Origin of the sequence: Arsukibacterium sp., from assembly GCF_018402695.1 — a bacterium.
GTDB lineage: Bacteria > Pseudomonadota > Gammaproteobacteria > Enterobacterales > Alteromonadaceae > Alishewanella.
Map to the genome: position 1 here is coordinate 83,341 of NZ_JAGYIM010000019.1, position 21,073 is coordinate 104,413.

At 44.0% G+C, this 21,073-nt stretch carries 19 protein-coding genes; 13 read left to right on the plus strand and 6 right to left on the minus strand.

The features are described 5' to 3' along the window. Positions 1–44 precede the first annotated feature (44 nt). The 3 genes from KG631_RS11840 (at position 45) to KG631_RS11850 (ending at position 3,392) form a co-directional block, all read left to right on the plus strand. Positions 45–1,025, plus strand: a complete 981-nt coding sequence (locus tag KG631_RS11840; RefSeq protein ID WP_213999925.1) for a sugar-transfer associated ATP-grasp domain-containing protein — start codon at positions 45–47, stop codon at positions 1,023–1,025. After that, positions 1,015–2,085: a sugar-transfer associated ATP-grasp domain-containing protein gene (locus KG631_RS11845; protein WP_213999926.1), complete on the plus strand. Its 1,071-nt coding sequence runs from the start codon at positions 1,015–1,017 to the stop codon at positions 2,083–2,085. The genes KG631_RS11840 and KG631_RS11845 overlap by 11 nt, the downstream gene beginning before the upstream one ends. Before the next feature lie 233 nt (positions 2,086–2,318). Next, positions 2,319–3,392 carry a sugar-transfer associated ATP-grasp domain-containing protein gene (locus tag KG631_RS11850; protein WP_213999927.1) on the plus strand — a complete coding sequence of 358 codons (1,074 nt, stop codon included), beginning with the start codon at positions 2,319–2,321 and terminating at the stop codon, positions 3,390–3,392. A 27-nt stretch (positions 3,393–3,419) separates the two neighbouring features. Here the strand turns inward: KG631_RS11850 and KG631_RS11855 are convergent, their stop codons facing one another. Together KG631_RS11855 and KG631_RS11860 are read right to left on the minus strand one after the other, a co-directional pair. Beyond that, the gene (locus KG631_RS11855) at positions 3,420–4,577 is read right to left on the minus strand and encodes a sugar-transfer associated ATP-grasp domain-containing protein (protein WP_213999928.1); all 1,158 of its coding nucleotides are present in this window, start codon (positions 4,575–4,577) and stop codon (positions 3,420–3,422) included. 161 nt (positions 4,578–4,738) lie between these two features. Beyond that, complete coding sequence (locus KG631_RS11860) at positions 4,739–5,449, minus strand: tetratricopeptide repeat protein (protein ID WP_213999929.1); 711 nt, start codon at positions 5,447–5,449, stop codon at positions 4,739–4,741. A gap of 282 nt (positions 5,450–5,731) precedes the next feature. Between KG631_RS11860 and KG631_RS11865 the strand changes: the two genes are divergently transcribed. Genes KG631_RS11865 through KG631_RS11890 form a run of 6 tightly spaced genes read left to right on the plus strand, consistent with a single transcriptional unit; the run spans position 5,732 to position 12,562 of the window. Beyond that, a complete protein-coding gene (locus tag KG631_RS11865) occupies positions 5,732–6,637 on the plus strand; it encodes a polysaccharide pyruvyl transferase family protein (protein ID WP_213999930.1) in 906 nt (301 codons plus the stop codon). A 1-nt stretch (position 6,638) separates the two neighbouring features. After that, a complete protein-coding gene (locus KG631_RS11870; RefSeq protein ID WP_213999931.1) occupies positions 6,639–7,610 on the plus strand; it encodes a glycosyltransferase in 972 nt (323 codons plus the stop codon). Positions 7,611–7,655: 45 nt separating this feature from the next. Continuing rightward, on the plus strand, positions 7,656–9,497 hold the full coding sequence (locus KG631_RS11875; RefSeq protein ID WP_213999932.1) for an asparagine synthase-related protein: 1,842 nt from the start codon (positions 7,656–7,658) through the stop codon (positions 9,495–9,497). Next, positions 9,487–10,422, plus strand: a complete 936-nt coding sequence (locus KG631_RS11880) for a polysaccharide deacetylase family protein (protein ID WP_213999933.1) — start codon at positions 9,487–9,489, stop codon at positions 10,420–10,422. Before KG631_RS11875 ends, KG631_RS11880 begins: the two co-directional genes overlap by 11 nt. Before the next feature lie 4 nt (positions 10,423–10,426). Continuing rightward, a complete protein-coding gene (locus KG631_RS11885) occupies positions 10,427–11,479 on the plus strand; it encodes a GNAT family N-acetyltransferase (protein WP_213999934.1) in 1,053 nt (350 codons plus the stop codon). Beyond that, the gene (locus KG631_RS11890) at positions 11,480–12,562 is read left to right on the plus strand and encodes a GNAT family N-acetyltransferase (protein ID WP_213999935.1); all 1,083 of its coding nucleotides are present in this window, start codon (positions 11,480–11,482) and stop codon (positions 12,560–12,562) included. 5 nt (positions 12,563–12,567) lie between these two features. Here KG631_RS11890 and KG631_RS11895 read toward each other — a convergent pair whose 3' ends face one another. Continuing rightward, positions 12,568–13,629 (minus strand): DegT/DnrJ/EryC1/StrS aminotransferase family protein, encoded by a 1,062-nt coding sequence (locus tag KG631_RS11895; RefSeq protein WP_213999936.1) that lies wholly within the window; start codon positions 13,627–13,629, stop codon positions 12,568–12,570. A 145-nt stretch (positions 13,630–13,774) separates the two neighbouring features. On the opposite strand from KG631_RS11895, the gene KG631_RS11900 reads away from it, so the two are divergent. Both KG631_RS11900 and KG631_RS11905 read left to right on the plus strand, forming a co-directional pair. After that, positions 13,775–14,602 carry an alpha/beta hydrolase gene (locus KG631_RS11900; protein WP_214000374.1) on the plus strand — a complete coding sequence of 276 codons (828 nt, stop codon included), beginning with the start codon at positions 13,775–13,777 and terminating at the stop codon, positions 14,600–14,602. Then, positions 14,599–15,501, plus strand: coding sequence for a hydrolase 1, exosortase A system-associated (locus KG631_RS11905; RefSeq protein ID WP_213999937.1), 903 nt, complete (start codon positions 14,599–14,601; stop codon positions 15,499–15,501). The genes KG631_RS11900 and KG631_RS11905 overlap by 4 nt, the downstream gene beginning before the upstream one ends. 17 nt (positions 15,502–15,518) lie before the next feature. Here KG631_RS11905 and KG631_RS11910 read toward each other — a convergent pair whose 3' ends face one another. The 3 genes from KG631_RS11910 to KG631_RS11920 all read right to left on the minus strand — a co-directional run bounded on the left by KG631_RS11910 (position 15,519) and on the right by KG631_RS11920 (position 19,334). Then, positions 15,519–16,319 carry a Stf0 family sulfotransferase gene (locus KG631_RS11910; protein ID WP_213999938.1) on the minus strand — a complete coding sequence of 267 codons (801 nt, stop codon included), beginning with the start codon at positions 16,317–16,319 and terminating at the stop codon, positions 15,519–15,521. A 142-nt stretch (positions 16,320–16,461) separates the two neighbouring features. Continuing rightward, positions 16,462–17,715, minus strand: a complete 1,254-nt coding sequence (locus KG631_RS11915) for a pyridoxal-dependent decarboxylase, exosortase A system-associated (RefSeq protein ID WP_213999939.1) — start codon at positions 17,713–17,715, stop codon at positions 16,462–16,464. Then, a complete protein-coding gene (locus KG631_RS11920; protein ID WP_213999940.1) occupies positions 17,712–19,334 on the minus strand; it encodes an acyl-CoA ligase (AMP-forming), exosortase A system-associated in 1,623 nt (540 codons plus the stop codon). The genes KG631_RS11915 and KG631_RS11920 overlap by 4 nt, the downstream gene beginning before the upstream one ends. A gap of 163 nt (positions 19,335–19,497) precedes the next feature. Here KG631_RS11920 and KG631_RS11925 point away from each other — a divergent pair, with 163 nt between their 5' ends. Together KG631_RS11925 and wecC are read left to right on the plus strand one after the other, a co-directional pair. Continuing rightward, the gene (locus tag KG631_RS11925) at positions 19,498–19,740 is read left to right on the plus strand and encodes a phosphopantetheine-binding protein (RefSeq protein WP_213999941.1); all 243 of its coding nucleotides are present in this window, start codon (positions 19,498–19,500) and stop codon (positions 19,738–19,740) included. A gap of 30 nt (positions 19,741–19,770) precedes the next feature. Then, on the plus strand, positions 19,771–21,015 hold the full coding sequence (gene wecC, locus KG631_RS11930) for a UDP-N-acetyl-D-mannosamine dehydrogenase (protein WP_213999942.1): 1,245 nt from the start codon (positions 19,771–19,773) through the stop codon (positions 21,013–21,015). The last annotated feature ends 58 nt before the right edge of the window (positions 21,016–21,073 follow it).

Below are 21,073 nucleotides of genomic sequence, written 5' to 3' on the forward strand. Positions count from 1 at the left end.
GTATTTCATTTTCAAAAATGGTTTGGCAAACCTGTATGTTTTGCATGAAAACCAGACTGGGCCCCCGCTATTTCGTCGTCGCAGGGATGGCCAGAAAAAACTTTAAAGAAGCCGATAAGTGGCTGCATATCTCAGCCCGCGAGTATTACAACGCGCTAGATAAACTTAACCCACCGCTTTATCGCAAACTAACCCAAAGCAAGTTATCAGAGAAAGCATTATATCAGCTGCTACATATACCCACCGCACCAATGCTTGGCTACTTTCACCCTGTTGTCGGTGTTACCAAAAGCGGCGAAGCTCTGCAAACAGCCAAGTCACTGCGACAGTTCTTGCAGAAGCTTAACGGTAGTACGGTGATGGTAAAACCATTGGAAGGTTTTGGTGGCACAGGGGTACTGGCCCTTGCCATCCGTTCTGATGGCGAAGAGCTGCAACTGCAATCGGTGGGCGAGCAGCAATTATACAGTGCAGAACAACTAATAAGCGCCTATCAGCGCAATGGCATGCAGCCGGAGTTTATGCTGGAAGCCTATATTCAGCAATCGGCTCAGTTCGCCAGTTTTAACCCATCCAGCTTAAATACTCTGCGGTTATGGGTGCTGGAAACTGCGCCCGATCAAGCTGAAGTAATTGGCGGCTACTTACGGATTGGCCGGGCCGGCAAGGTTATCGATAATGCATCCGCAGGCGGTATTATGTGTCCGGTTAATCTTGTAACCGGAGAGCTGCAGCCGGGACTGATTAAAAAAACCCCGCACCGGGACGATATCTGTCAGCACCCCGATCATGGTGCGCCTCTGGCCGGGGTTGTGTTGGAGCAATGGCTCCAGATTAAACAGTTTGCTGAAAAGGTCCTGTTAACGCTACCACATACCCGCTTTGCCGGTCTGGACATTACCATGACTGAACAGGGTCCATTGCTGATTGAATCGAATGTAGCACCCGATAAAGATGGTGCGGCCCATGGCAATATACCATCCATTAAACTTCAGTTTGCTGCCAGGAAGCTGTGTGCTAAATAACTTAGTTAGAGCGATAAAGCTGTCCTGGGTAAACCAACATAATGAAAATGCCCTGTCGTTTCTGCAGCAACTGAAAGAAATGCTGCTGCTGCAGATATTAACCGGATTTGGGCCAGGTAATTACCATAAATACCGTTTATGGCAAAAAGATATGCCCTGGCAACAAAAACTCGGCTACTGGCATGACCAAAAGTATTACCGCTTTCTCAACAGAGTGAATCCACTTCACTATCGTATGTTGGCGCGAAACAAAGTCATCGCCAAGGCAATGCTAAAATTTTACAACATTCCTGACGCTGAGTATCTGGGTTATTTATCTGCGAAAGGTAGTTTTAGTGCAGATGGCTCTCCTCTCAACACTGCAGAAGAGTTAAGCAGATTGCTGCAACAACGCCCAGAAATAACCAAAATATGCTTTAAACTGGTTGAAGGCTCAGGTGGCGATGGCTTTAATGCAGTACAAATAGTACGGAATAGCACTATATCGTTCAGAGCGTTAGGCACAGATCTGCATTTATCAATAACTGACTTTATTAACCAGTTGCTTAATGTCAATAAAGGATGTGATTATCTCATTGAAAAATACTTGGAACAGCATCCTGATTTAACAGCCTTTAACTCCAGCAGTCTTAATACTGTCAGGGTATGGGTGGGTAAAACAAAAGCAGGCAAACCAAAAATCATCGGCACATTTTTAAGAGTTGGGCGTGCTGGCAGTTTGGTGGACAACAGTATGAATGGTGGCTTAGTCATCGCCATTGATCCACAGAGCTTTACGACGACTCACGTGATACTGCAAGAACAAAGCTGTCCCCTTTTCAATTACCATCCAGACAATGGTTTCGACATGACGAAACGACAGCTACCTTTCCAGCAGCAGGTCATTGATTTGGCAGAAAAAGCAACAAATATTTTACCAAACACCCGATTCGTGGGCTTAGATATTGCTTTTACCCCGAAGCAACCAGTAATTATTGAAATCAATTTGGCACCCAGTGCTATCGGCGCTTGCGGTATGAATATGAGCCACCAAAAGCTTCTGGGGTGGATTGAACAATAGCTAGAATTTTCAGTGCACGCACAAGATATTTAAGAATTTTTTATTACATATTTGTAAATTTCGAATATACCATCTACACTACAGTAAAATTATAGCGGCAATAGCTTTTTGGTTATCAGTTGTATCTGCTAATTTAAGACGCTTACTTTCTAAAGGAATAGAAACGTTATGGTATTACACTCTATCAGTTTACATCTTTTTGTAACTATTAAATCTTCATACGCTTAATTGCCATGCTAAGTACAATAAGCAACGCGATTAAACGTTCATGGGCGCTTCGCTACGCCCCTGACGCCTTGCCCTTTATACAGCAAATTAAAGAGATACTGCTGCTACAGATAATGACCGGATTTGGGCCGGGTAACTATCATAAATACCTCTTGTGGCAGAAAAATATGCCGTGGCAGCAAAAGTTGGGGTATTGGCATGATCAAAAGTATTATCAGTTTCTTAATAAAGTTAATCCGTTAAATTACCGGATGCTGGCCCGCAATAAAGTGATGGCTAAAGCGATACTGAAGTTTTACAACATTCCGGACGCCGAATATCTTGGTTACCTGTCCACCACTGGTGGATTTAAAGCAGATGGTTCGCCATTAAATACGGCAGAGCAATTAGCTGAATTTCTGCAGCAACGGCCAGATCTCGACAAAATCTGTTTTAAACCAATAAATGGCTCAGGTGGTGAAGGCTTTTGTGCTGTTGAAATAGAACGTTCCAACACCATACTTTTTCGGGAACTGGGCAAATTGACATCTAAATCTATTGCAGATTTTCTCAAACAGTCACTGACGTTACAGCAGGGTTGTGATTACATTATCGAGAAATATTTGCAACAACACCCTGATCTTGCAGCGTTTAACCCTAGCAGCTTAAACACGTTGAGAGTCTGGATAGGTAAAACAACCGACGGCAGCCCGAAAATTATTGCGATATACCTGCGGGTTGGTCGGAGTGGTCAACTTATCGACAATAAAGCAGCTGGTGGTTTTGGCGTATCAATTGATATGGATAGCTTTAAAACTGTCATGCTACTGCCGCCGGACAACAATGACCACTGCTACCATAATCATCCTGATAGTGGCGAGAATATGATCGACCGTCAATTGCCATTCAAGCAAGAGGTAGTTGCTTTGGCTGAGCGGGTTATCAGTATTTTACCTAATACCCGGTTTGTTGGGCTGGACATAGCGTTAACACCTGAACAACCGGTAATTATTGAATTTAATTTTGCACCAACAGCTACCGGCACAACAAAAATGAATGCAAGTCATCAGCAATTACTGGGTTGGCTAGATAACAGTTAGCCACTAATAATCTAACATTGAAAAAGTCTATTTATTGATAAAACGTGCAAAAGTACTACCTTTTTGCACGGAAGGCTTTTGGCGTAAAGCAATTTTAAGGTCGTCATCCATCAGCCCCTTACCATGCAATTGCAAGATATCTGTGCCGCCAATATCATTTAACTCCAAAAATACAGCTCCTTTCTCAGTAATCACCACATCCCAATGCATTGCTCCCATGCCATTGATAGCGCCTGCTGCCCTCAGCACTTCTGCAGTAACCTGCTCCCATAGCGGGAGTGTAAAACTACTAAAATCTCGCCCTGATATCGGATGTTGGGAATAAAACTTCGCCTTAGGCCAGTAACTGCTAACTGCACCACTTAACTTACCCGTGGTCGGATTAACTTGGACCAGCATATTGCCATAACCACCTTTATCAAAGTTGTCACTGATATTACCCGGAACAACTACTTTCCAGATCACCCTGTGAATATAAGGCCCCTTACCGGTATTTATTACTAAAATACGAAAGCCGGAAGGTGAGTCATTCTGAGTAAACTCAGTAATAAGCGGATGCTGGACAATAGGTTTTTGCAGTAATACTCCGGACTCAGCGTTATAGTGTTTTGCACCAGTAAGCCCAATCGTTCTTTTGCAAAACGCATCAAAACTAATAGCATTACCGTTTTTATCAATTACCAGCTCACCATTTTCTGCGACTTCTGCAACATAAAATGCCCCCTGCCCCAAAGACCCTTTCACTGGTTTTACAAAAACAGGAGCTCCATATTGAACTAAAAAGTCTTTTAATTCTTTGGCATCGCAGATCTTAGCTGGAACAAAGCCTGGAATAAGTCCTGCAGGCTTGTATACGGCTAACAGTTCTGGCGTTTGCAGATTATAAGCTTTACATACGACCTCAAAAACCATTTTATCCCAGGCTGGAGTTACAGCCGTACGGGCGTTTAAGCTGCGGCTAAATGCTTCATGTCCACTAAAACCAAGAAGTTCTTTATAAAGAGCAGAACCACGTGCTTCCGCAAATAATTTGTAAACGTAGTAATCTGAAATATTGCAAGTAGGATTAAGTCTGTACAGCTTAAGTATATCAAGCCCCTGTGCAATCAACCCGCGTTTAAATTGTTGTTTTACATAGCGAGCATTGATTAAAACAGAAAATACCTTTTTCAATAATTTAGACATTGTAGTAATTTCCATTTACATATAATGACTATCAGATAATTCCCCGCCATACTTTTAAGGAGAAAAACCAAGGATTGCAAAAGCACTAAGCATTTGATAGAAAAAACAAACTATAAAACCATTCTCTAGTACTGAAAGGAGACAATACCCTTTTATTGCTACTACCAACTTAGCCCTTTCTCGGCCAATCGCTGACGCAGAGTCGGTACGGGATAGTTTAAAGCATAAGCACGTTTTGCATACTCGACGGCAGCTTCAATGTTGTTTGCCTCCATCTGATACCATCCCAGAAAATAATTAATTTCTGCAGATTCATTTAACAATAAGTCTGGTGCCCTTTGCAAAGTTGCAATAGCTTTCTCTAATTGATTTTCCCGCTTCAGATAGTAAGCAAGGGCAGTATAGGCAAGAGAATTTGTTGGATGACTTGCAATTAGTCGATCAAGTACAGCAAAAGCCTCGTCATTTTGATTGTTTGTATAGAGAGCCCGCGCATAATTAACATGAATATCTGGGTACCATGCATGTGCAGGCTTAATTTTTCTGACTGTAAAGCCCATTTCAGCAACAGCGCGTTTTAAATTACCTTCGCGCTCCTGCCCTACTGTGGAAGCACCGCGCTGCAAATAGATCACTCCAGCACAGTAGTGCCAGGCACCACCTGCTTCCTCACCAAAGCGACCCGCGTCTGCACGCTCTTGATCAGACATATAGCGATAAAAGCCAGAGCTACGCCCAGCTCCACTCCCAGCAAACGCCTTTTTGCATCGCTGGTCCCAAGTATTGAATTCAGCTTCAGACAATGTAAAATTAAAAGCAAAAGCAGGTATTGCCACGAATAGGCCGATTATCGCTGTAAAAAACCTTTTCATTTAAACCTCCATGTTAATTCACTCTGGAATGCTAGCTTACAACATTGCATACATGCTGGTAACTATAACACGCAAAAAAGTCTCTCGGCTGCCTCAAATACTTAAAGTTTCATTGCTAAAACGAAGTTGCTAGGGGAAAGAGTTTACCCATAAGCAATGAGTTTTAGTAATTTCACCTTGCTATGTCCTTTCTGTTGTTGCATTACCAGTAGCAAAACGTTTAAATACGTATGTGTGTAACGCGGTTATGCGTCAGATATCGAGTAATACAAGGAATGTATTTTGAAGCTGTACTACTTTAAAGATGACGAAGGCAATTTTGGCGATGACCTTAACCCTTGGTTATGGCAACAGCTTTTCCCAGATTTTTTTAACGATTCTGATGAAAATTTATTTGTCGGTGTTGGCACCCTTCTAAATCATCGCATCCCTGCGGCGCCAGCCGTTACGGTATTTGGTTCGGGCCACGGCTACGGCGAACTTCCGAAAACCAATCCAAATTGGACATTTTATTGTGTCAGAGGGCCACTTACGGCTAAAGCACTGGGTCTTAACGAAAATTTAGCGATTACTGACCCGGCATCACTAATTGCTCAATTTTATACACCCCCGGTTATTAAACAGCATAAAGTCAGCTTTATGCCGCATTGCGACAGTGCCCGTCTCGGAGACTGGGAAAAGGTATGTCAGCATGCAGGAATAAATTATCTTGATCCCCGAAAACCCTATTTAGAAGTTTTTGATGGCATACGACAATCTGAGTTGCTGTTAACTGAAGCTATGCACGGCGCGATTCTTGCTGATTCATTTCGCGTACCATGGATACCGGTAAAAGCTTACTCACATATCTCAGAATATAAATGGCAAGACTGGATGTCTTCAGTCCAACTTACTGCAGAATTTAATGCAATACCACCTGTTTGGCGTGGCGACAACTCATCACCAATTAACGTTAAATTTAAAAACAACGTAAAACGTGTCTTAGTAAATACGCCATTCTGGAAGTCAACATGGGATAGCCCCCCCAAGCGAGCATCTTCAGAATCAAACAGTATCGCAAGCGCAGATACGCTTAAAAAAATTGCTGGCAGTGCAAAACCATTGTTAAGCAAACAAATTGTCTTGAGCAACAACACCGATAAGCTGATGGAAAAAGTCCATCAATTCAGACGAGATTTTGGTATCTGATATGAGTATGCCTCTAGTTAGCGTTATTATGCCATGTTACAACAATGCAAGTTACGTTGTAGCTGCGTTGGAGAGTGTACTTTCGCAGGACTATCCTAATTTTGAAGTAATAGTGGTTGACGATGGCTCTTCCGATGACAGTGTCTCTGTGCTGAGACAATTTGGAAACCGAATTACTCTGATCCAGCAAGCGAACCAAGGGCCTGCTGCAGCACGAAACAACGGAATCAAAGCAGCTAAAGGAAAGTACATCGCTTTTAATGATAGCGATGATTTTTGGCTTCCTGGCAAATTAAGCGCCCAAATAACATATTTGGAGCAAAATCCGGATATAGGACTTTGTTATTGTCACTGGGCGGTATGGGATAGCCCAGTTACTTTCAAGGAAATTTCAGATCGGTACTCGTACAAAGATCAACTATTAAAGACGGACCCGAACTATACTGGTTGGCTTTATCTGAAATTGCTTAAAGACTCAATAATTCATACCATTACTGCCGTTATTCGGCGTTCTGTATTAGACGATATTGGTTTATTTAATGCTAATTATCGCATCGGCGAAGATCATGATCTATGGTTGCGCATTTCGCAGAAGTATAGAATTGCCAAGCTAAACAATGTATTTGCAATTTATCGCGACAACCCTACCAGTATCACCAAGGGAGTACACAGCCAAAATTTTAGCTTAGTGGTATTACAAACTGCACTTAACAATTATGGTCTTAGTTGTCCCTCCGGCGAAAAGATTTCACAAAGTCTGGTGAACAGCTACCTTGGTGCAAGGCACTTTAGCTATGGATATAACGCGATGATCAAGGGGCATCGGGATAAAGCTTTAAAATCTTTTCAAGGCTGTATTAGCTGTAAATACAGGCTATCCAAAGCGTTAGTTTTTTGGTTCATCTGCGCTCTACCGCCGGTTTACCATTTGTTTTTAAAGCGAAAAAATGCTCAAGTATTAGCTAACCAGTGAAGTTTAACTATTTAAAATTTGTATATAAAGCAAAAGGTAACTCAAATGTGGTGTAACAATGGAATTAGCACCAATAAGGCCAATGCAGACAGTGCTACTACTGTTGCAAACTTCAGCCTGAACAGAAAAATAGAGGGTTTTCCTGATAATATTAAATTTATCAGTCTGCATGAATTTGATATTGCAGAAAATAATAATGTAATAGTCTGTGTTTCTGGCCGTTTAAGGCCATACAACCAGGATTACTTGGTGGGGAATGCTGCCGAGTGGTTTTTACAGCTGTATCAACAGGAACCTACTGACTTCTGCTCACATATTGCCGGCTTTTTCCTGCTGCTTATCTTCGATAAAAACGCTGGCACAGTGCAGATTATTAATGACCATGTTGGCAGCATACCCTGCTATGTTGACCAGCGTAATAATACTGAATTATGGATAAGCGACAATATGGCGTCGCTGCAAGCTTCAGCAGCAAGTGTGGAACTGAACCCGCAGGCCATCTTCAATTATTTGTTTTTTCATTGCATTCCATCGCCGCAAAGCATTTATCAGGGGATCAGTAAGCTGGAACCCGGGGTTATTGCGTCTTTTGAACGTAGCGGCATGTTAACTCAGCATGGCTATTATACCCCTGCTTTTACCAGCGCAGCGCAGATATCAGAGCAGGATGAGCAGCAGTTAATGGCAAAGTGCCGGGACCTAATCTCTGAAGCCGTCCGGCGCAATATCAGTGATGATTGCGCGGCATTTTTAAGTGGTGGACTGGATAGTTCTACCGTGGCGGGTATGCTGGCCAAACATAGCAACGGCAAGGACCAAAAAAACGCTAACAACCAGCGAGCAAAAACTTATTCTGTCGGCTTTGAAGCAAAAGGCTACGATGAGACAGAATATGCACTGCTGACCGCCAGCCACTTTAATACCGAACATAAGGTGCACTATTTACAGCCGGAAGAAATTGCCAGCCACTTTACTGAGGTGGCTGGTTATTTTAACGAACCCTTTGGTAACTCTTCTGCCATGGCAGCCTATATATGTGCCAAAGGTGCGCAGCAAGATGGCATTAAAGTGATGCTGGCAGGCGATGGCGGCGATGAAATTTTTGCCGGTAACGAGCGCTACTTTAAACAAAAAGTGTTTGAGCGCTACGCCGCCCTGCCTGGCCCGCTGCGCAGAGCACTGAACCTTGGGCTGGATAACCCTGTTGCCGATAAAATACCTGGGGTTAAAAAGGCCAGTAGTTATGTGCGCCAGGCTAAAGTACCACTGCCTGATCGGCTGGATAGCTATAACTTTGTTAATCGTTTTGATTTAAACCGGATGTTCAGTCAGCACCTGCTCCAGCAGGTAGAGCCGGAGCTGCCCGCCCAGCAAAAGCGTCAACGTTACAATGCCTGCCTGGCAGATAATGCAGTTGATAAAATGATGTATCTGGACTGGAAGTTTACACTGGCAGACAATGACTTGGTTAAAGTAAACCAGATGTGTCAGTTAGCCGGTGTTGAAGTGCGCTTCCCGTTATTTGAAAAAGAGTTAGTCGACTTTAGCTGCACCGTACCTGCCAGCCTGAAAGCTCCCGGCCAGAAATTGCGTGATTTTTATAAAAACAGTTTCCGCGGGTTCTTACCGGATGAAACCATATCGAAAAGTAAGCATGGCTTTGGCCTGCCCTTTGGCGTATGGATGAAACAGCGGCCAGACCTGCAGCAAATAGCAATAAGCGCTATGCACAGTTTCAAACAACGGAATATATTGCAGCCGTCGTTTGTCGATGAGGCAATAGCTACCTTTGAGAAAGGTCATTCGGGTTATTATGGCGAGCTGGTCTGGATCATTGTCGTTCTGGAACTATGGCTACAACAGCACCGGAGCGCTTATGATTCATAGCGCTCTGCAACTGGCAGGCAAGCTGCTTAGCCGCAATAAATTAAGCATCCTTATCTACCATCAGGTACTGGCAGAGCCAGACCCGATGCGGCCAAGCGAGCCAACGGCAGCGGTTTTCGACTGGCATATGCGGCTACTCCGCGACTACTTTGCCCCCTTGTCACTGGATGACGCTTTATACCACCTGCAGCGTAACAGTCTGCCGGCCAATGCGGTTTGTGTAACCTTTGACGATGGTTATTTGAATAACTTAACAGTTGCCCAACCCATTCTGGCTAAGTACAGTATTCCGGCAACAGTCTATATTGCTACCGGTTTCAGTCATGGAAGCAATATGTGGAACGACCGGGTTATCTTTTTATTCTCTGCTACAGAGCGAAAGCAGTTGCAATTGGATGATGAAATAGTGCAATTGGGTGATTGGCGTGACAGACGTATCAAAGCACAGGAATGTCTTAAAAAACTAAAATACCTCCCTATTGCACAGCGACTGGAAGCCGTTGACCGTTTCTATCAACAAAATAACGTCACTGAGCAGCCATCCCTTATGATGTCACCCAGTCAAATTAAACTACTGGCTGAACATGGCATAGCGATAGGCGCCCATACAATTAATCATCCAATATTAAAAGTGATGTCAGAAGAGCAGCAGAAGCAGGAAATTAGCAGCTCTAAACACCAACTGGAAAGTTGGCTTGAAAAACCAATAAATCATTTTGCCTATCCAAATGGTGGCGAAAACGTGGACTTTGACGAGAGAACGGTAGAAATAGTTAAACAAAGTAATTTTAAAAGTGCAGTTGTTACTGATTGGGGCATTTCGACTCCCGCAACATCGCGACTGAAGCTCAAACGCTTTACGCCATGGGATAAAACGCCAGCACGTTTTCATTTTCGCTTGTTAAAAAATATTACCGGATTGTGAAAGAATGAAATGGCAGGTTTTTCTACAGCACCAATACCCCGGTAACCTTTGGGATGAATGGGATACTTTAAATAATATTTGGCACAATAAAAATCCAATGCTAAGCAGCAGCTTCATTCGTCTGATTAGCAGTTACCTTAACCCACTTCTGTATGTCGCATTAGGAACAGATTCAGACAACTCGAAGACAATGCTTTTACTGGAAAGAAAAAAGCCGGGAATTTGGCAGGTTTTCAAACCTAGCCAGGCAACCTTAGCCTGTATAGTATCTACACCAAATTCTGACTTTTCGTGGAGTGAGCTTTTCCGATCTATTCCAACACTGTGTTACAGAATTGACTTTATAAGTCTGGACCCCAATGAATGTAAAGATATTATTGACTCACAGACCTCTTCTGAATTAATTACCAAAGCAATAAATATGCAAATTAATTTGGAGTCTGATTTTGATCAATACTGGGAGGCTAGACCAAAAAAACTTAAGTCGAATATCAAACGGTATCAGAGCAGGATAGAAGAAGAGCAAGGCCAGGTAAGATTTGAGCATTTGATGTCGGTTCCCGATATAAAAGCTGGCACTGATCGTTATGGTTTGCTCGAATCAAAAGGCTGGAAAGGTAAACTTAAGACAGCACTTCATCCCGGCAATTTCCAGGGCCAATTTTATCGTCAATTTCTGTCGGCTCAGGCGGAGCAACAAGCCGCACTGATTATTGAAATGTATGTTGGGAACAGGATGATTGCATCTCGTCTCTGCTGTTTTCAAAATGGATTGCTGATTGCTTTAAAAACCACTTTCGATGAAACTTATAAAAGGTATGCAGTTGGTAGACTATTATTAAAAGAGCTTATCCGCTGGGGGTTTTCCAGACACGATATAAAGCTAATTGACTTCTATACAAATGCGTCATCCGAGCAGTTGGAGTGGGCGACCACACGCAGAAATATGTTCGATGCCAGTCTTTACTCACTTAGTTTACCCGGAAAAATGTTGTCAACCCTGTCAAATGTAAAAAAACGACTAAAGGGTTCTGAAGATTTATTGAGTTCAGATTAGATGACTATTGAAACTATTGGAGATTCTCACCAGGTGGATGATTCGACATACAACTCATCCACTATACCCGGTGAAAAGCAATCAATCTTTTTAAGGCGACATTGGTTCGAATGTTTTGAAAACCATATAGCTTCTGAAAATTCATCAGTTTGGCTTAACCTGACTGAACATAAACAAAAGAAAATACTACCTTTATTGAAGGAAAATAAGCAGAAAGGAATATTCGGGATTAAAAGCCTGCACAGTATGAGTAATTATTATTCACCTGTTTACGGTATGCTTGATAACGATATTAATGAAATAATTTCAGCCGAACATTTAGATAAATCTTCGATAAAACTGTTGACAGATTTCGATAGCATTAATATTTCGCCCCTTATTCACTCTCAAGCGACTGGTTGGCTGGCAACCTTTCGTGAAATAGGCTTTTACGGCCATCTTTACCAACATTCAGTTAACTGGTATCACGATAATATAGTAGATATTGACCATTACTGGTCGCTTCGCCCTCCTAGGCTGTTGAATACCTTAAGAAGAAAACGTGACCAAATGACCAAAGATGGAGGCTTTGCCACCAAAATTTATAGTAGTGGAACCCTACCTGAACTGATCACTGCTCTAATAGACTATCACCACGTATATTTTCATAGCTGGAAACAAAAAGAACCCTACCCAGCTTTTATTGATGCGATCGCAGAGCAAGCATGGGACAACAATGAACTTCGTCTAGGTGTTATTTATCACAACGAGAAACCAGTAGCTGCCCAGATTTGGTTTGTGTGTAACACTTCAGCATATATATTTAAACTCGCTCATGTTGAGGATTATACAAAATTCAGTCCAGGTACTGTTCTAATGGCGGAACTACTAAAACATGTTATAGAGATAGACAGAGTAACTTGTGTCGACTTTCTTACCGGAAACGACAGCTATAAGAAAGACTGGATGTCTAATCATCGCCCTTTGTATGGTATACATCTGTGTAATACTAGGACGTTAAAAGGCCAGCTTTTATCGCTACTTAATTTCGCTGGAAAACTAGGTAAAAAACTTCATTTATTACGTGAGAAACATGCTGATTAACCTCCTCACTCATTTCGTACCAACACACTAGCTATTTTTTCAAGATCTTTGTATTTTAAATTTTGGTGACAAGGTAACTGAACTAACAATCCTCTGAAGTTTTCTAACATCTTATTTTGTACACTTGCAAGTTCTTCCCATCTTAGAACTTGAATTTGTCGCATTCTTAACTTGGAAAACCACGTTAAATCATTGAGTAAAAATGGCAACACGTACGGCATGTCATCGTCAGCTAACTCAGGATAAATTACTTTGCCAGCAGAACTATCCAGTAATTTTTCGGCAAGATATTGGTAATTTTCACGGCGTTTCTTTCCAATCGCTTCGTAATTTGATTGTGTCAGCAGCAAGCGGCTTGAACGAAGACAGTCCTCCTTGACCATAGCAGGCTGAAAATAACGAAAACTATCTGCCGGCTCATTCCCCGTTTTTACGGGCCTGAAACCTGAGACGAGTGATTTTAATTCGGCAATAAAATCTGGTTTCTGAAGGTTGGCTTTGAATCCTGGCAAATATAAAACACCACCATCTACTGTTCCTAGGGTTTTAGAGACGCTACTTACACTAGCATTTATGAATTCAGATTTTTCAGTACATGTTCGCCAAAAATGTGACAAGCTATGCGCATTATCTTCAATAACTTTTTTCCCTGCGTTAAATGCAGTATTCATCAGCAACTCTGCATTCTGTGAAAACCCAAAATAACGAACCACTACAACATGAGTAACATCAGAGGACAGGAAGCTCTCGAAAACAGCTAAATCAGAGCTCAAATCATTTGATTGCGGATAAAATACGATATTGTAGCCAGCATAAATAAAAGGTTCGACTAAAGCCGGGCAGTGATAAGCTGGCAATAACACGGTGTTTTGCTGGTTGGCGTATTTCAAAAATATTGCCGCGGCAGCCAGCGCATAACGGGCCTTGCTGAACGTACTTACATCACTGACCGGCAAGTTATTATGCCGCAGTCGGCGAGCACTTAATTGAAATACAGGCTGAGCTTTAATTAATGACGGTGGAAAGTGTTTTGCATCCATTAATGGCGCGGAAAACGTGACTGACATTGATTCGTTCCATGAAACCCGATTATGTCATCCTATAGCAGTATGTCGGCTCAGACAACAGAACAACGCTATGTAGAAAAGTACTAAACCAACTTGGTGAGAAGCCAGGTAAGGGTTATTATGTTGCAGATTGAAAATTGAGTCCATGGAAGGTAATGTGCATAATCGACTTGCCAGCGGTTTTATCAGTCTGAATAATCGTCAGTTGTTTCTTCGTACAACAGGGAATTCACAAGGCAATAAAAATGCAATTCTAATATTGCCCCCTTTCGCCGAGGAGATGAATAAAACTCGGCATTTAATCAGTGCGTTAATGCAACAGCTTACTGCGGCTGGTTGTAATTGCTTTATGCTCGATAACTTTGGCACGGGTGATAGCGAAGGTGATTTAGATCAGGCCTCTGTCGATATATGGCGCAACGATATTCAACAGCTTATTAAGCTACTGCAGCAACAGGGTTACCAACGTTTAAGTATTATTGCCATTCGCTTTGGCGCTTTACAGCTGTTTGATTTACTGAACAACACCGAGTTATCGTTGCAGCACATAGTATTGTGGCAGCCAATATTCGAGGTAAAAAAATTCTGGCAACAGTTTGCCCGGATAAAGGTAGCTGAAGCGATGGCCAGCGGTAATAAGATCAGCCAAAAAGAGCTTGAGCAGCAATTACTGCAGGGAGATACGCTTGAAATAGCCGGCTACCCGATAAGCCCTGAGTTTTACCAAAGCCTGCTGAACATAAAAGCTTCGATACCGTCTCAACTTTCCGAATGCAAGCTAAGCTGGTTTGAAACGTCGCAACTGGACAATACCGCGGCGCCGGTACAAAAGATGCTGCAGCAGCTTCAGCAACAAGGCGATTTAAATTTTGTGCAATTAAAGGATGAGCCTTACTGGCAAACAATTGAACTGGCCAACGCTGATAAGCTGATATCATTAACGGTACAGCAGCTTGTTGGAGCGCAGAAATGAGCGAGCGCTTTATAATTGTCCAAAGTGGGGATGACAAACTTAGCGCCATTTTGCATGATACGCCGGCCACTAACGCAGATGAAGCGTTAGCTACCGGTGTATTGATAATAGTCGGTGGGCCGCAGTACCGGGTAGGAAGCCATCGCCAATTTGTTAAGCTAAGTAGAGCGTTAGCAAATGCCGGGATAAGCAGCTTGCGTGTTGACTTTAGTGGCATGGGTGACAGCGAAGGTGAATTGCAGCCCTTTTATGCTAATAAGCAGGCTATTCAGCAGGCCATAGACACTTTTATAAACCAAAACCCCACTATCAGCCAGGTCGTAATCTGGGGCTTGTGTGATGCAGCTAGTTCAGCACTGTTATATTTCCATCAACAGGAAGATAATAGAATTGCAGGGTTAGTGTTATTAAACCCCTGGGTAAGACAACAACACAGCCATGCCCAGGTGATGCTGAAACACTATTACTGGCAGCGCTTCAGCTCTAAAGCCTTCTGGCAAAAGTTGCTGGGCGGCGGTCTGAATCCGTTACAAAGCCTGAAAGAATTACTGCGTACCTACAAAAAAAGTAAAACTAACCAGCCAGAAAATACAGCTGAACAACAAGGTAGCAAACAGCTAACGACCGCAGGTAGCACAACAGCAGAAAACTATGTGCAGCATATGCTGGCAGGCTGGCAGCGCTTTACTGGCAGTACGCTAGTAATAACCAGCGGCAATGATCATACTGCGCAGGAGTTTTTAGATTTATGTAGCGAGCAACCAGACTGGCAGCAGTGTTTAAACCAGGCACAGCATCAGCACATTGCCGCCGCTAACCATACGTTTGCCAGTGCTTTGTGGCGCGGCGAAGTTGAGCAGTGCTGTATTGATTTTATTAAGAATTTAGAATCGAAATAATATACGCCGTTACTACATTATCGCCCAAATATACGCTGCAATTTGCGAGTTACTTTTGGTAATATCGGTTCTCTTTTTGGATAAAGTAGCTCTTCACTAAGATCGAAATCCTCAAGAAAACGGCGTGTCCATTCCTTGTTGAGATTGTTGCTTTGTTTCTCTGTAGCCTGCTCCGTTGGAAAATGCTTCACCTCAGTTTCAACGAAACGTGCAATAGTCGAAATCGAAGAAACCAGATGATGTTTTATCTGGCTGAAATCCATTTCAATATAATTTACTCCACTCGCAGCGAGGATATAGCGCCAGGATGCATTATTAAGAATAGTTTGTCGTAAACAATGGTTAATTTGTATTGCATTATAAACGGGGTTCTCGTTGACAGGTTTCTGGCCAGAGATCCATACACCAGTCTGATTGGCAATAGCCAAGGAGACCGCTTGCTCTAAAACATCATGCCGGGAAAGCAAAACATAATGCGCATCAGGGAATATATTCATCAGATTTGTGAAACTACCAAACTGCTTAATATGATTGTAGTGAATTTTAATGCTGAACAGACCATTTTCAGAGGTACGATGCCTTTTTATCTGCAACATCAATTTATCCACGTCTTTAATCCCAAAGCGTTCTTTCCAACGTCTTAAATTTGCCGGATTAGCATATTCCAGAGGAAATCCAAAACTATCAGTTTTATAAAGCGCATGCCCTAACATGTGACTACCACAGCGGGCTGTCGAAGCGATTATTAACGTCTTACTCGCTTTGTCTACAGTAGGAAAATCGTGTTCCTCTAAGAACTGGTCTTCATACAAATTCATCTTAGTCCCTTAATCATATTCGCATCCGGCCAAAGTAGAAGACGCATTTTATTTATCGGCCCTAAATATTAAGCCACCGATCTGTGACTGTGGCCACGGTTAGCATCAATTCAAAAGCTACTAATAGCCAAAAATTTGTTGCTTACAACAGTATCTCAGCCACATTCGGATGGCCTAAGAAATCCTGCGGACTGGCCGTAGGACCATAAGCACCCGACTGATACACTACTACCCAGTCACCCACGTCGGCTTTGGGTAACAACATTCGGTCGGCTAAAATATCCAGTGGGGTGCATAAGGGCCCTACTACAGTTACCAGCTCTGTATCGGACTCGCTGAACTTGTTTGCTATGGCGACCGGATAGTTCTTGCGAATAACCTGACCAAAATTACCGGAATTAGCCAGATGGTGGTGTAAACCACCGTTACACACCAGATAAGTGGTGCCACGTGATTGTTTTTTATCGACTACCTGACAGGCATACAGGCCGGCTTCGGCAACAATATAACGGCCCAACTCGATAACCAGCTCTATTCCGGCCAGTTCTGTGTCGTACTGTTGCAGCAACCCCTGTAAAGACTCACCTACCGGTGCCAAGTCAAGCCGGCGCTCCCCGGCAAAATACGGAATACCAAAGCCACCACCCAGATTAATCATCTCGGGCCGATACGGGCAAGCCGCCACCAGTTTCGCCGCCAAAGCAAAGGTATGCTGGTGTGCTTCCATTAAGGCGTCAGCTTTCAAGTTTTGCGAACCGCAGAAAATATGAAAACCACGCAACTTTACCGGCATATCGGCAATTTTACCCAGGGTTTCCAGCACCAGCTCTTCGTCAATACCAAATGGCTTGGCACCGCCAGCCATTTTCATGCCCGATGCTTTTAATTCAAACGCCGGGTTAACCCGTAGTGCGACCTGTGGGGTATGGGTGGTTTGCGCGCCAAGCTGACTAATACGCTGTAATTCGCCCAGTGATTCGACATTCAGGGTCACCCCGGCAATAATGGCTGACAGCAACTCAGTATCGCCTTTGCCAGGTCCGGCAAAACTAATGTCGGCGACCGGCATACCACTTTGCAGCGCCAGCAGCATTTCTTTTTGGGAGGCGACATCAAAGCCGTCAACTAACGGCTTTAAATACTGCACTACAGGCCAATAGGGGTTAGCCTTGACCGCATAATGCAGTTTAATCCGGGAAGGAATATGGGTTCTGAAGCTTTGAACCTGCTGCGCAATAATCTGCCTGTCGTAAACATAAAATGCCGGCCGGTTTAACAGCTGGCTGATTTCAGTCATGGTAAAACCGGCCGCCACCAGTTCGCCCTGCTTTACCCTGAACTGACTCATTTGTTCATGTTGCGGCGCACTTGTGCTGCTCGCGCTGGTACTGCTCATGTTGACGCTCCTGTCATGCTGTTATTACTGTCAACAAAATAATCCTGGTACTGGCTGGCCAGGGTTTTGCGATCAATTTTGCCGTTAGCATTTTTCGGCAGACTGTCCAGGATAATAATTTCCCGGGGCTGCATAAAATTAGGCAGACTGCGTTTTAACTGGGTTTGCCAACTGCTTACATCCGGAGCTGCCCCTGACGTCGCTACCACGACCAGAATGGCCTGATCGACGCCATCGTAAACGCCCATGGCTGCAACATCAACCAGCGCCGGGTCCAGCCGGTAGACCGCTTCCTCAACTTCAGTCGGGCTTACCCGGTAGCCAGAAGTTTTAATCATTTCATCTCGTCGGCCAATAAAGTACAGGTAGCCTTCTTCGTCGGCCTTAACAGTATCGCCCGACCACACGGCCGGCGTCGTCAGCTGAATACCTGACGGGGTCACCGGGTCAAACTTAAAGCGTTCTGCGGTTTTCTCCGGTGCGTTCCAGTAACCCAGACTAACCAGCGGCCCGCGATGCACCAGTTCGCCCGGCTCATTTGGCCCGCAAATACTGCCATCTTCTCGCACAACTAAAATTTCGGCGTTGGGTATGGCCTTACCCATTGAGCCCGGTTTGCGGGCTAAATCGGCTGGTGGCAGGTAAGTTGAACGGAATGCTTCCGTTAAACCATACATCAGATAGGGTTCAGCGTTAATAAAGATATTCTGTAACTGGCTGAGTAACGCCTGCGGCATAGCGCCACCCGAGTTTGTTAAATAGCGGACACTATCGGCGCTGCCATCCGGCCATTTGGCTTTGGCTAGCTGCGCCCACAATGGCGGCACTGCCGCAATACCGGTAACACCATGCCGGCTGACAGCCCGAACCACATCCTGCACCAAAAAGAAATCCAGTAATACCACACTGGCACCGGTTAAAAAGGCGGTAGTCAGCTGGCTTAAGCCATAGTCAAAACTTAACGGTAGTAATGCCAGAATGACATCGTCTGGACGGTTTTGCAGATAACTTGCCACACTACTGGCACCAACCAGCATATTGCGCTGTGATAGCACCACCCCTTTCGGTTTACCAGTACTGCCCGACGTATACAGGATAGCAGCCATATCGCTGTCAGTGACCGCGCCCTGTGGCGCAGCATTAGCGGTGCTAAACTCTTTTTCATTGGCAGCCGGTATTAATGGTTTAACAGCTAGATGGCCAACCACCTGCTCTGGCTGAGCCTCATCAGTTAATAATATTGTATGCAAATCCGGACAGTCTGCCAGTACCTCAGTTAATGTAGCTAACCGGTCTTTACTGGTTACCAGCACCCTGACATTACAGTCCTGCAGAATGTGCTGTACCTGCACGGCTTTCAGCGCCGGATTAACCGGCACAAAAACACCACCACACGCATTGGCACCCCAGATGCTGTAAATCGTTTCAAACTGCTTCGGTAAATAAATTGCTACCCGATCATAGCGCTTAACGCCCTGCTGTTGCAGGCTAACAGCGACAGCATTTACCTGCTGTAGCAGTTCAGTGTAACTTAAGCTTTTGTCTTTAAAGTACAGCGCAGTATGCTGAGGAAATGTTCGTTGAGCCTGTTGCAGCAATTGATATAGATTTTTGGTCATTGTGTCCTCTAGACCTTTCACTTTTAATCCCTTTGTGTGCAATAATAAAACAGTTTCAGCAAGAAGCCGATAAGAAAATTGAGGTTGTTATTAATTTATAGTTTGCTTACCGCAAACTGAATTTTACCTCAGCCAGGATATAGGTATTAAAAGGACGCACTGCATGCCCAATCAACAACTACTCGCCGACATTTTACGCACTGTACTACAGATAGAGAAAGATTTCAGCGCCGACACCCCATTGCTGGGAGCGATTCCGGAATTTGATTCGATGGCGATTATTGCCGTTATTACTGAACTGGAAGATCAACTTGGCATCGAGTTTGATGATGATGAGATTTCAGCGGAAATTTTTGAGACTTTTGGCCAGCTCAGTGCTTTTGTTGCTGAAAAGCAAGCAGCCTGAAGCAAACCCAGATTTTAAAAAGGATTTACTATGTTGCCATTTAACCGGGTATCTGTGATTGGTTTGGGTTATATCGGCTTGCCCACCGCTGCCGTTATCGCCTCACGGGGCGTTGAGGTATTAGGTGTTGATGTATCAGAGCACGCTGTTAACACCATTAATCAGGGTAAAGTGCATATTGTTGAACCCGACCTGGATATGCTGGTGCAAGCGGCGGTTACGACCGGCAAGTTAAAAGCGGCCCTGAGCCCGGAGCCTGCCGATGCCTTTATGATAGCGGTACCTACGCCGTTTAAAGAAAATAAAAGCCCGGATCTCAGCTATATTAAAGCGGCGCTGGAAACTATTGCGCCGGTGCTGGCCAAAGGCAATTTAATTGTATTAGAGTCGACCTCGCCAGTGGGGACTACTGAACAGATTTCCCAGTGGCTGGCTGAACTGCGTCCTGATTTTAAATTACCGCACACCGATGGCGAACAGGCTGACTTGTTTATTGCCCATTGCCCGGAACGGGTTTTACCAGGCCGGGTGCTACAGGAGTTAGTCAGTAATGACCGGATTATTGGCGGTATAACCCCGCGTTGCGCTGAGCGGGCGATTGAGCTGTATCAGCTGTTTGTGCGTGGCGAATGCCTGCGTACCACTGCCCGGACTGCCGAAATGGCGAAACTGACTGAAAATGCCTTTCGCGACGTCAACATTGCCTTTGCCAATGAGCTATCTATCATTTGTGACACCCTGAAAATTAATGTCTGGGAGCTGATTAAACTGGCTAACCGCCACCCCCGGGTAAATATTTTAAGCCCCGGCCCCGGCGTTGGCGGCCATTGTATTGCAGTAGATCCCTGGTTTATTGTTGACTCGGCCCCGGAACAGGCGCAAATTATTCGTAAAGCGCGGGAAATTAACGATAACAAACCATTATATGTAGTTGAAAAAATCCGCCAGGCCGCTGATCAATTTAAAAAGCCGGTTATCGCGTGTCTGGGCTTAGCGTTTAAAGCTGACATTGACGATTTACGGGAAAGCCCGGCGCTGGACATTGCTAAACAACTGTTAAGTGAAAATATCGGTGAAATTTTATTAGTAGAACCGAATATTAAGCAACTACCTGCTAAACTGGCTAAATATAATACTGAACTGACCACGCTGAATCAGGCGCTGGAAAAAGCCAATATATTAGTAGTACTGGTAGATCATAAGCAGTTTAAAAGCCTGCAGCCAGCGGATGTCACTACTAAGGTTGTTATAGATACCAGAGGTATATTTGGCTAAACCGTACTTAATGTAAGCACGATATGCCACATCCTCGTTGTCACCGCCCAAATTGTAA

What these genes read in the sequence shown, in the direction of transcription:
- KG631_RS11880 (WP_213999933.1), top strand. Translation starts at nt 9,487, where the DNA reads ATGATTCATAGCGCTCTGCAACTGGCAGGCAAGCTGCTTAGCCGCAAT.
- KG631_RS11840 (WP_213999925.1), top strand. Translation starts at nt 45, where the DNA reads ATGAAAACCAGACTGGGCCCCCGCTATTTCGTCGTCGCAGGGATGGCC.
- KG631_RS11905 (WP_213999937.1), top strand. Translation starts at nt 14,599, where the DNA reads ATGAGCGAGCGCTTTATAATTGTCCAAAGTGGGGATGACAAACTTAGC.
- KG631_RS11915 (WP_213999939.1), bottom strand. Translation starts at nt 17,715, where the DNA reads ATGAGCAGTACCAGCGCGAGCAGCACAAGTGCGCCGCAACATGAACAA.
- KG631_RS11870 (WP_213999931.1), top strand. Translation starts at nt 6,639, where the DNA reads ATGAGTATGCCTCTAGTTAGCGTTATTATGCCATGTTACAACAATGCA.
- KG631_RS11925 (WP_213999941.1), top strand. Translation starts at nt 19,498, where the DNA reads ATGCCCAATCAACAACTACTCGCCGACATTTTACGCACTGTACTACAG.
- wecC (WP_213999942.1), top strand. Translation starts at nt 19,771, where the DNA reads ATGTTGCCATTTAACCGGGTATCTGTGATTGGTTTGGGTTATATCGGC.
- KG631_RS11900 (WP_214000374.1), top strand. Translation starts at nt 13,775, where the DNA reads ATGGAAGGTAATGTGCATAATCGACTTGCCAGCGGTTTTATCAGTCTG.
- KG631_RS11875 (WP_213999932.1), top strand. Translation starts at nt 7,656, where the DNA reads ATGTGGTGTAACAATGGAATTAGCACCAATAAGGCCAATGCAGACAGT.
- KG631_RS11855 (WP_213999928.1), bottom strand. Translation starts at nt 4,577, where the DNA reads ATGTCTAAATTATTGAAAAAGGTATTTTCTGTTTTAATCAATGCTCGC.
- KG631_RS11890 (WP_213999935.1), top strand. Translation starts at nt 11,480, where the DNA reads ATGACTATTGAAACTATTGGAGATTCTCACCAGGTGGATGATTCGACA.
- KG631_RS11895 (WP_213999936.1), bottom strand. Translation starts at nt 13,629, where the DNA reads ATGTCAGTCACGTTTTCCGCGCCATTAATGGATGCAAAACACTTTCCA.
- KG631_RS11920 (WP_213999940.1), bottom strand. Translation starts at nt 19,334, where the DNA reads ATGACCAAAAATCTATATCAATTGCTGCAACAGGCTCAACGAACATTT.
- KG631_RS11910 (WP_213999938.1), bottom strand. Translation starts at nt 16,319, where the DNA reads ATGAATTTGTATGAAGACCAGTTCTTAGAGGAACACGATTTTCCTACT.
- KG631_RS11860 (WP_213999929.1), bottom strand. Translation starts at nt 5,449, where the DNA reads ATGAAAAGGTTTTTTACAGCGATAATCGGCCTATTCGTGGCAATACCT.
- KG631_RS11850 (WP_213999927.1), top strand. Translation starts at nt 2,319, where the DNA reads ATGCTAAGTACAATAAGCAACGCGATTAAACGTTCATGGGCGCTTCGC.
- KG631_RS11885 (WP_213999934.1), top strand. Translation starts at nt 10,427, where the DNA reads ATGAAATGGCAGGTTTTTCTACAGCACCAATACCCCGGTAACCTTTGG.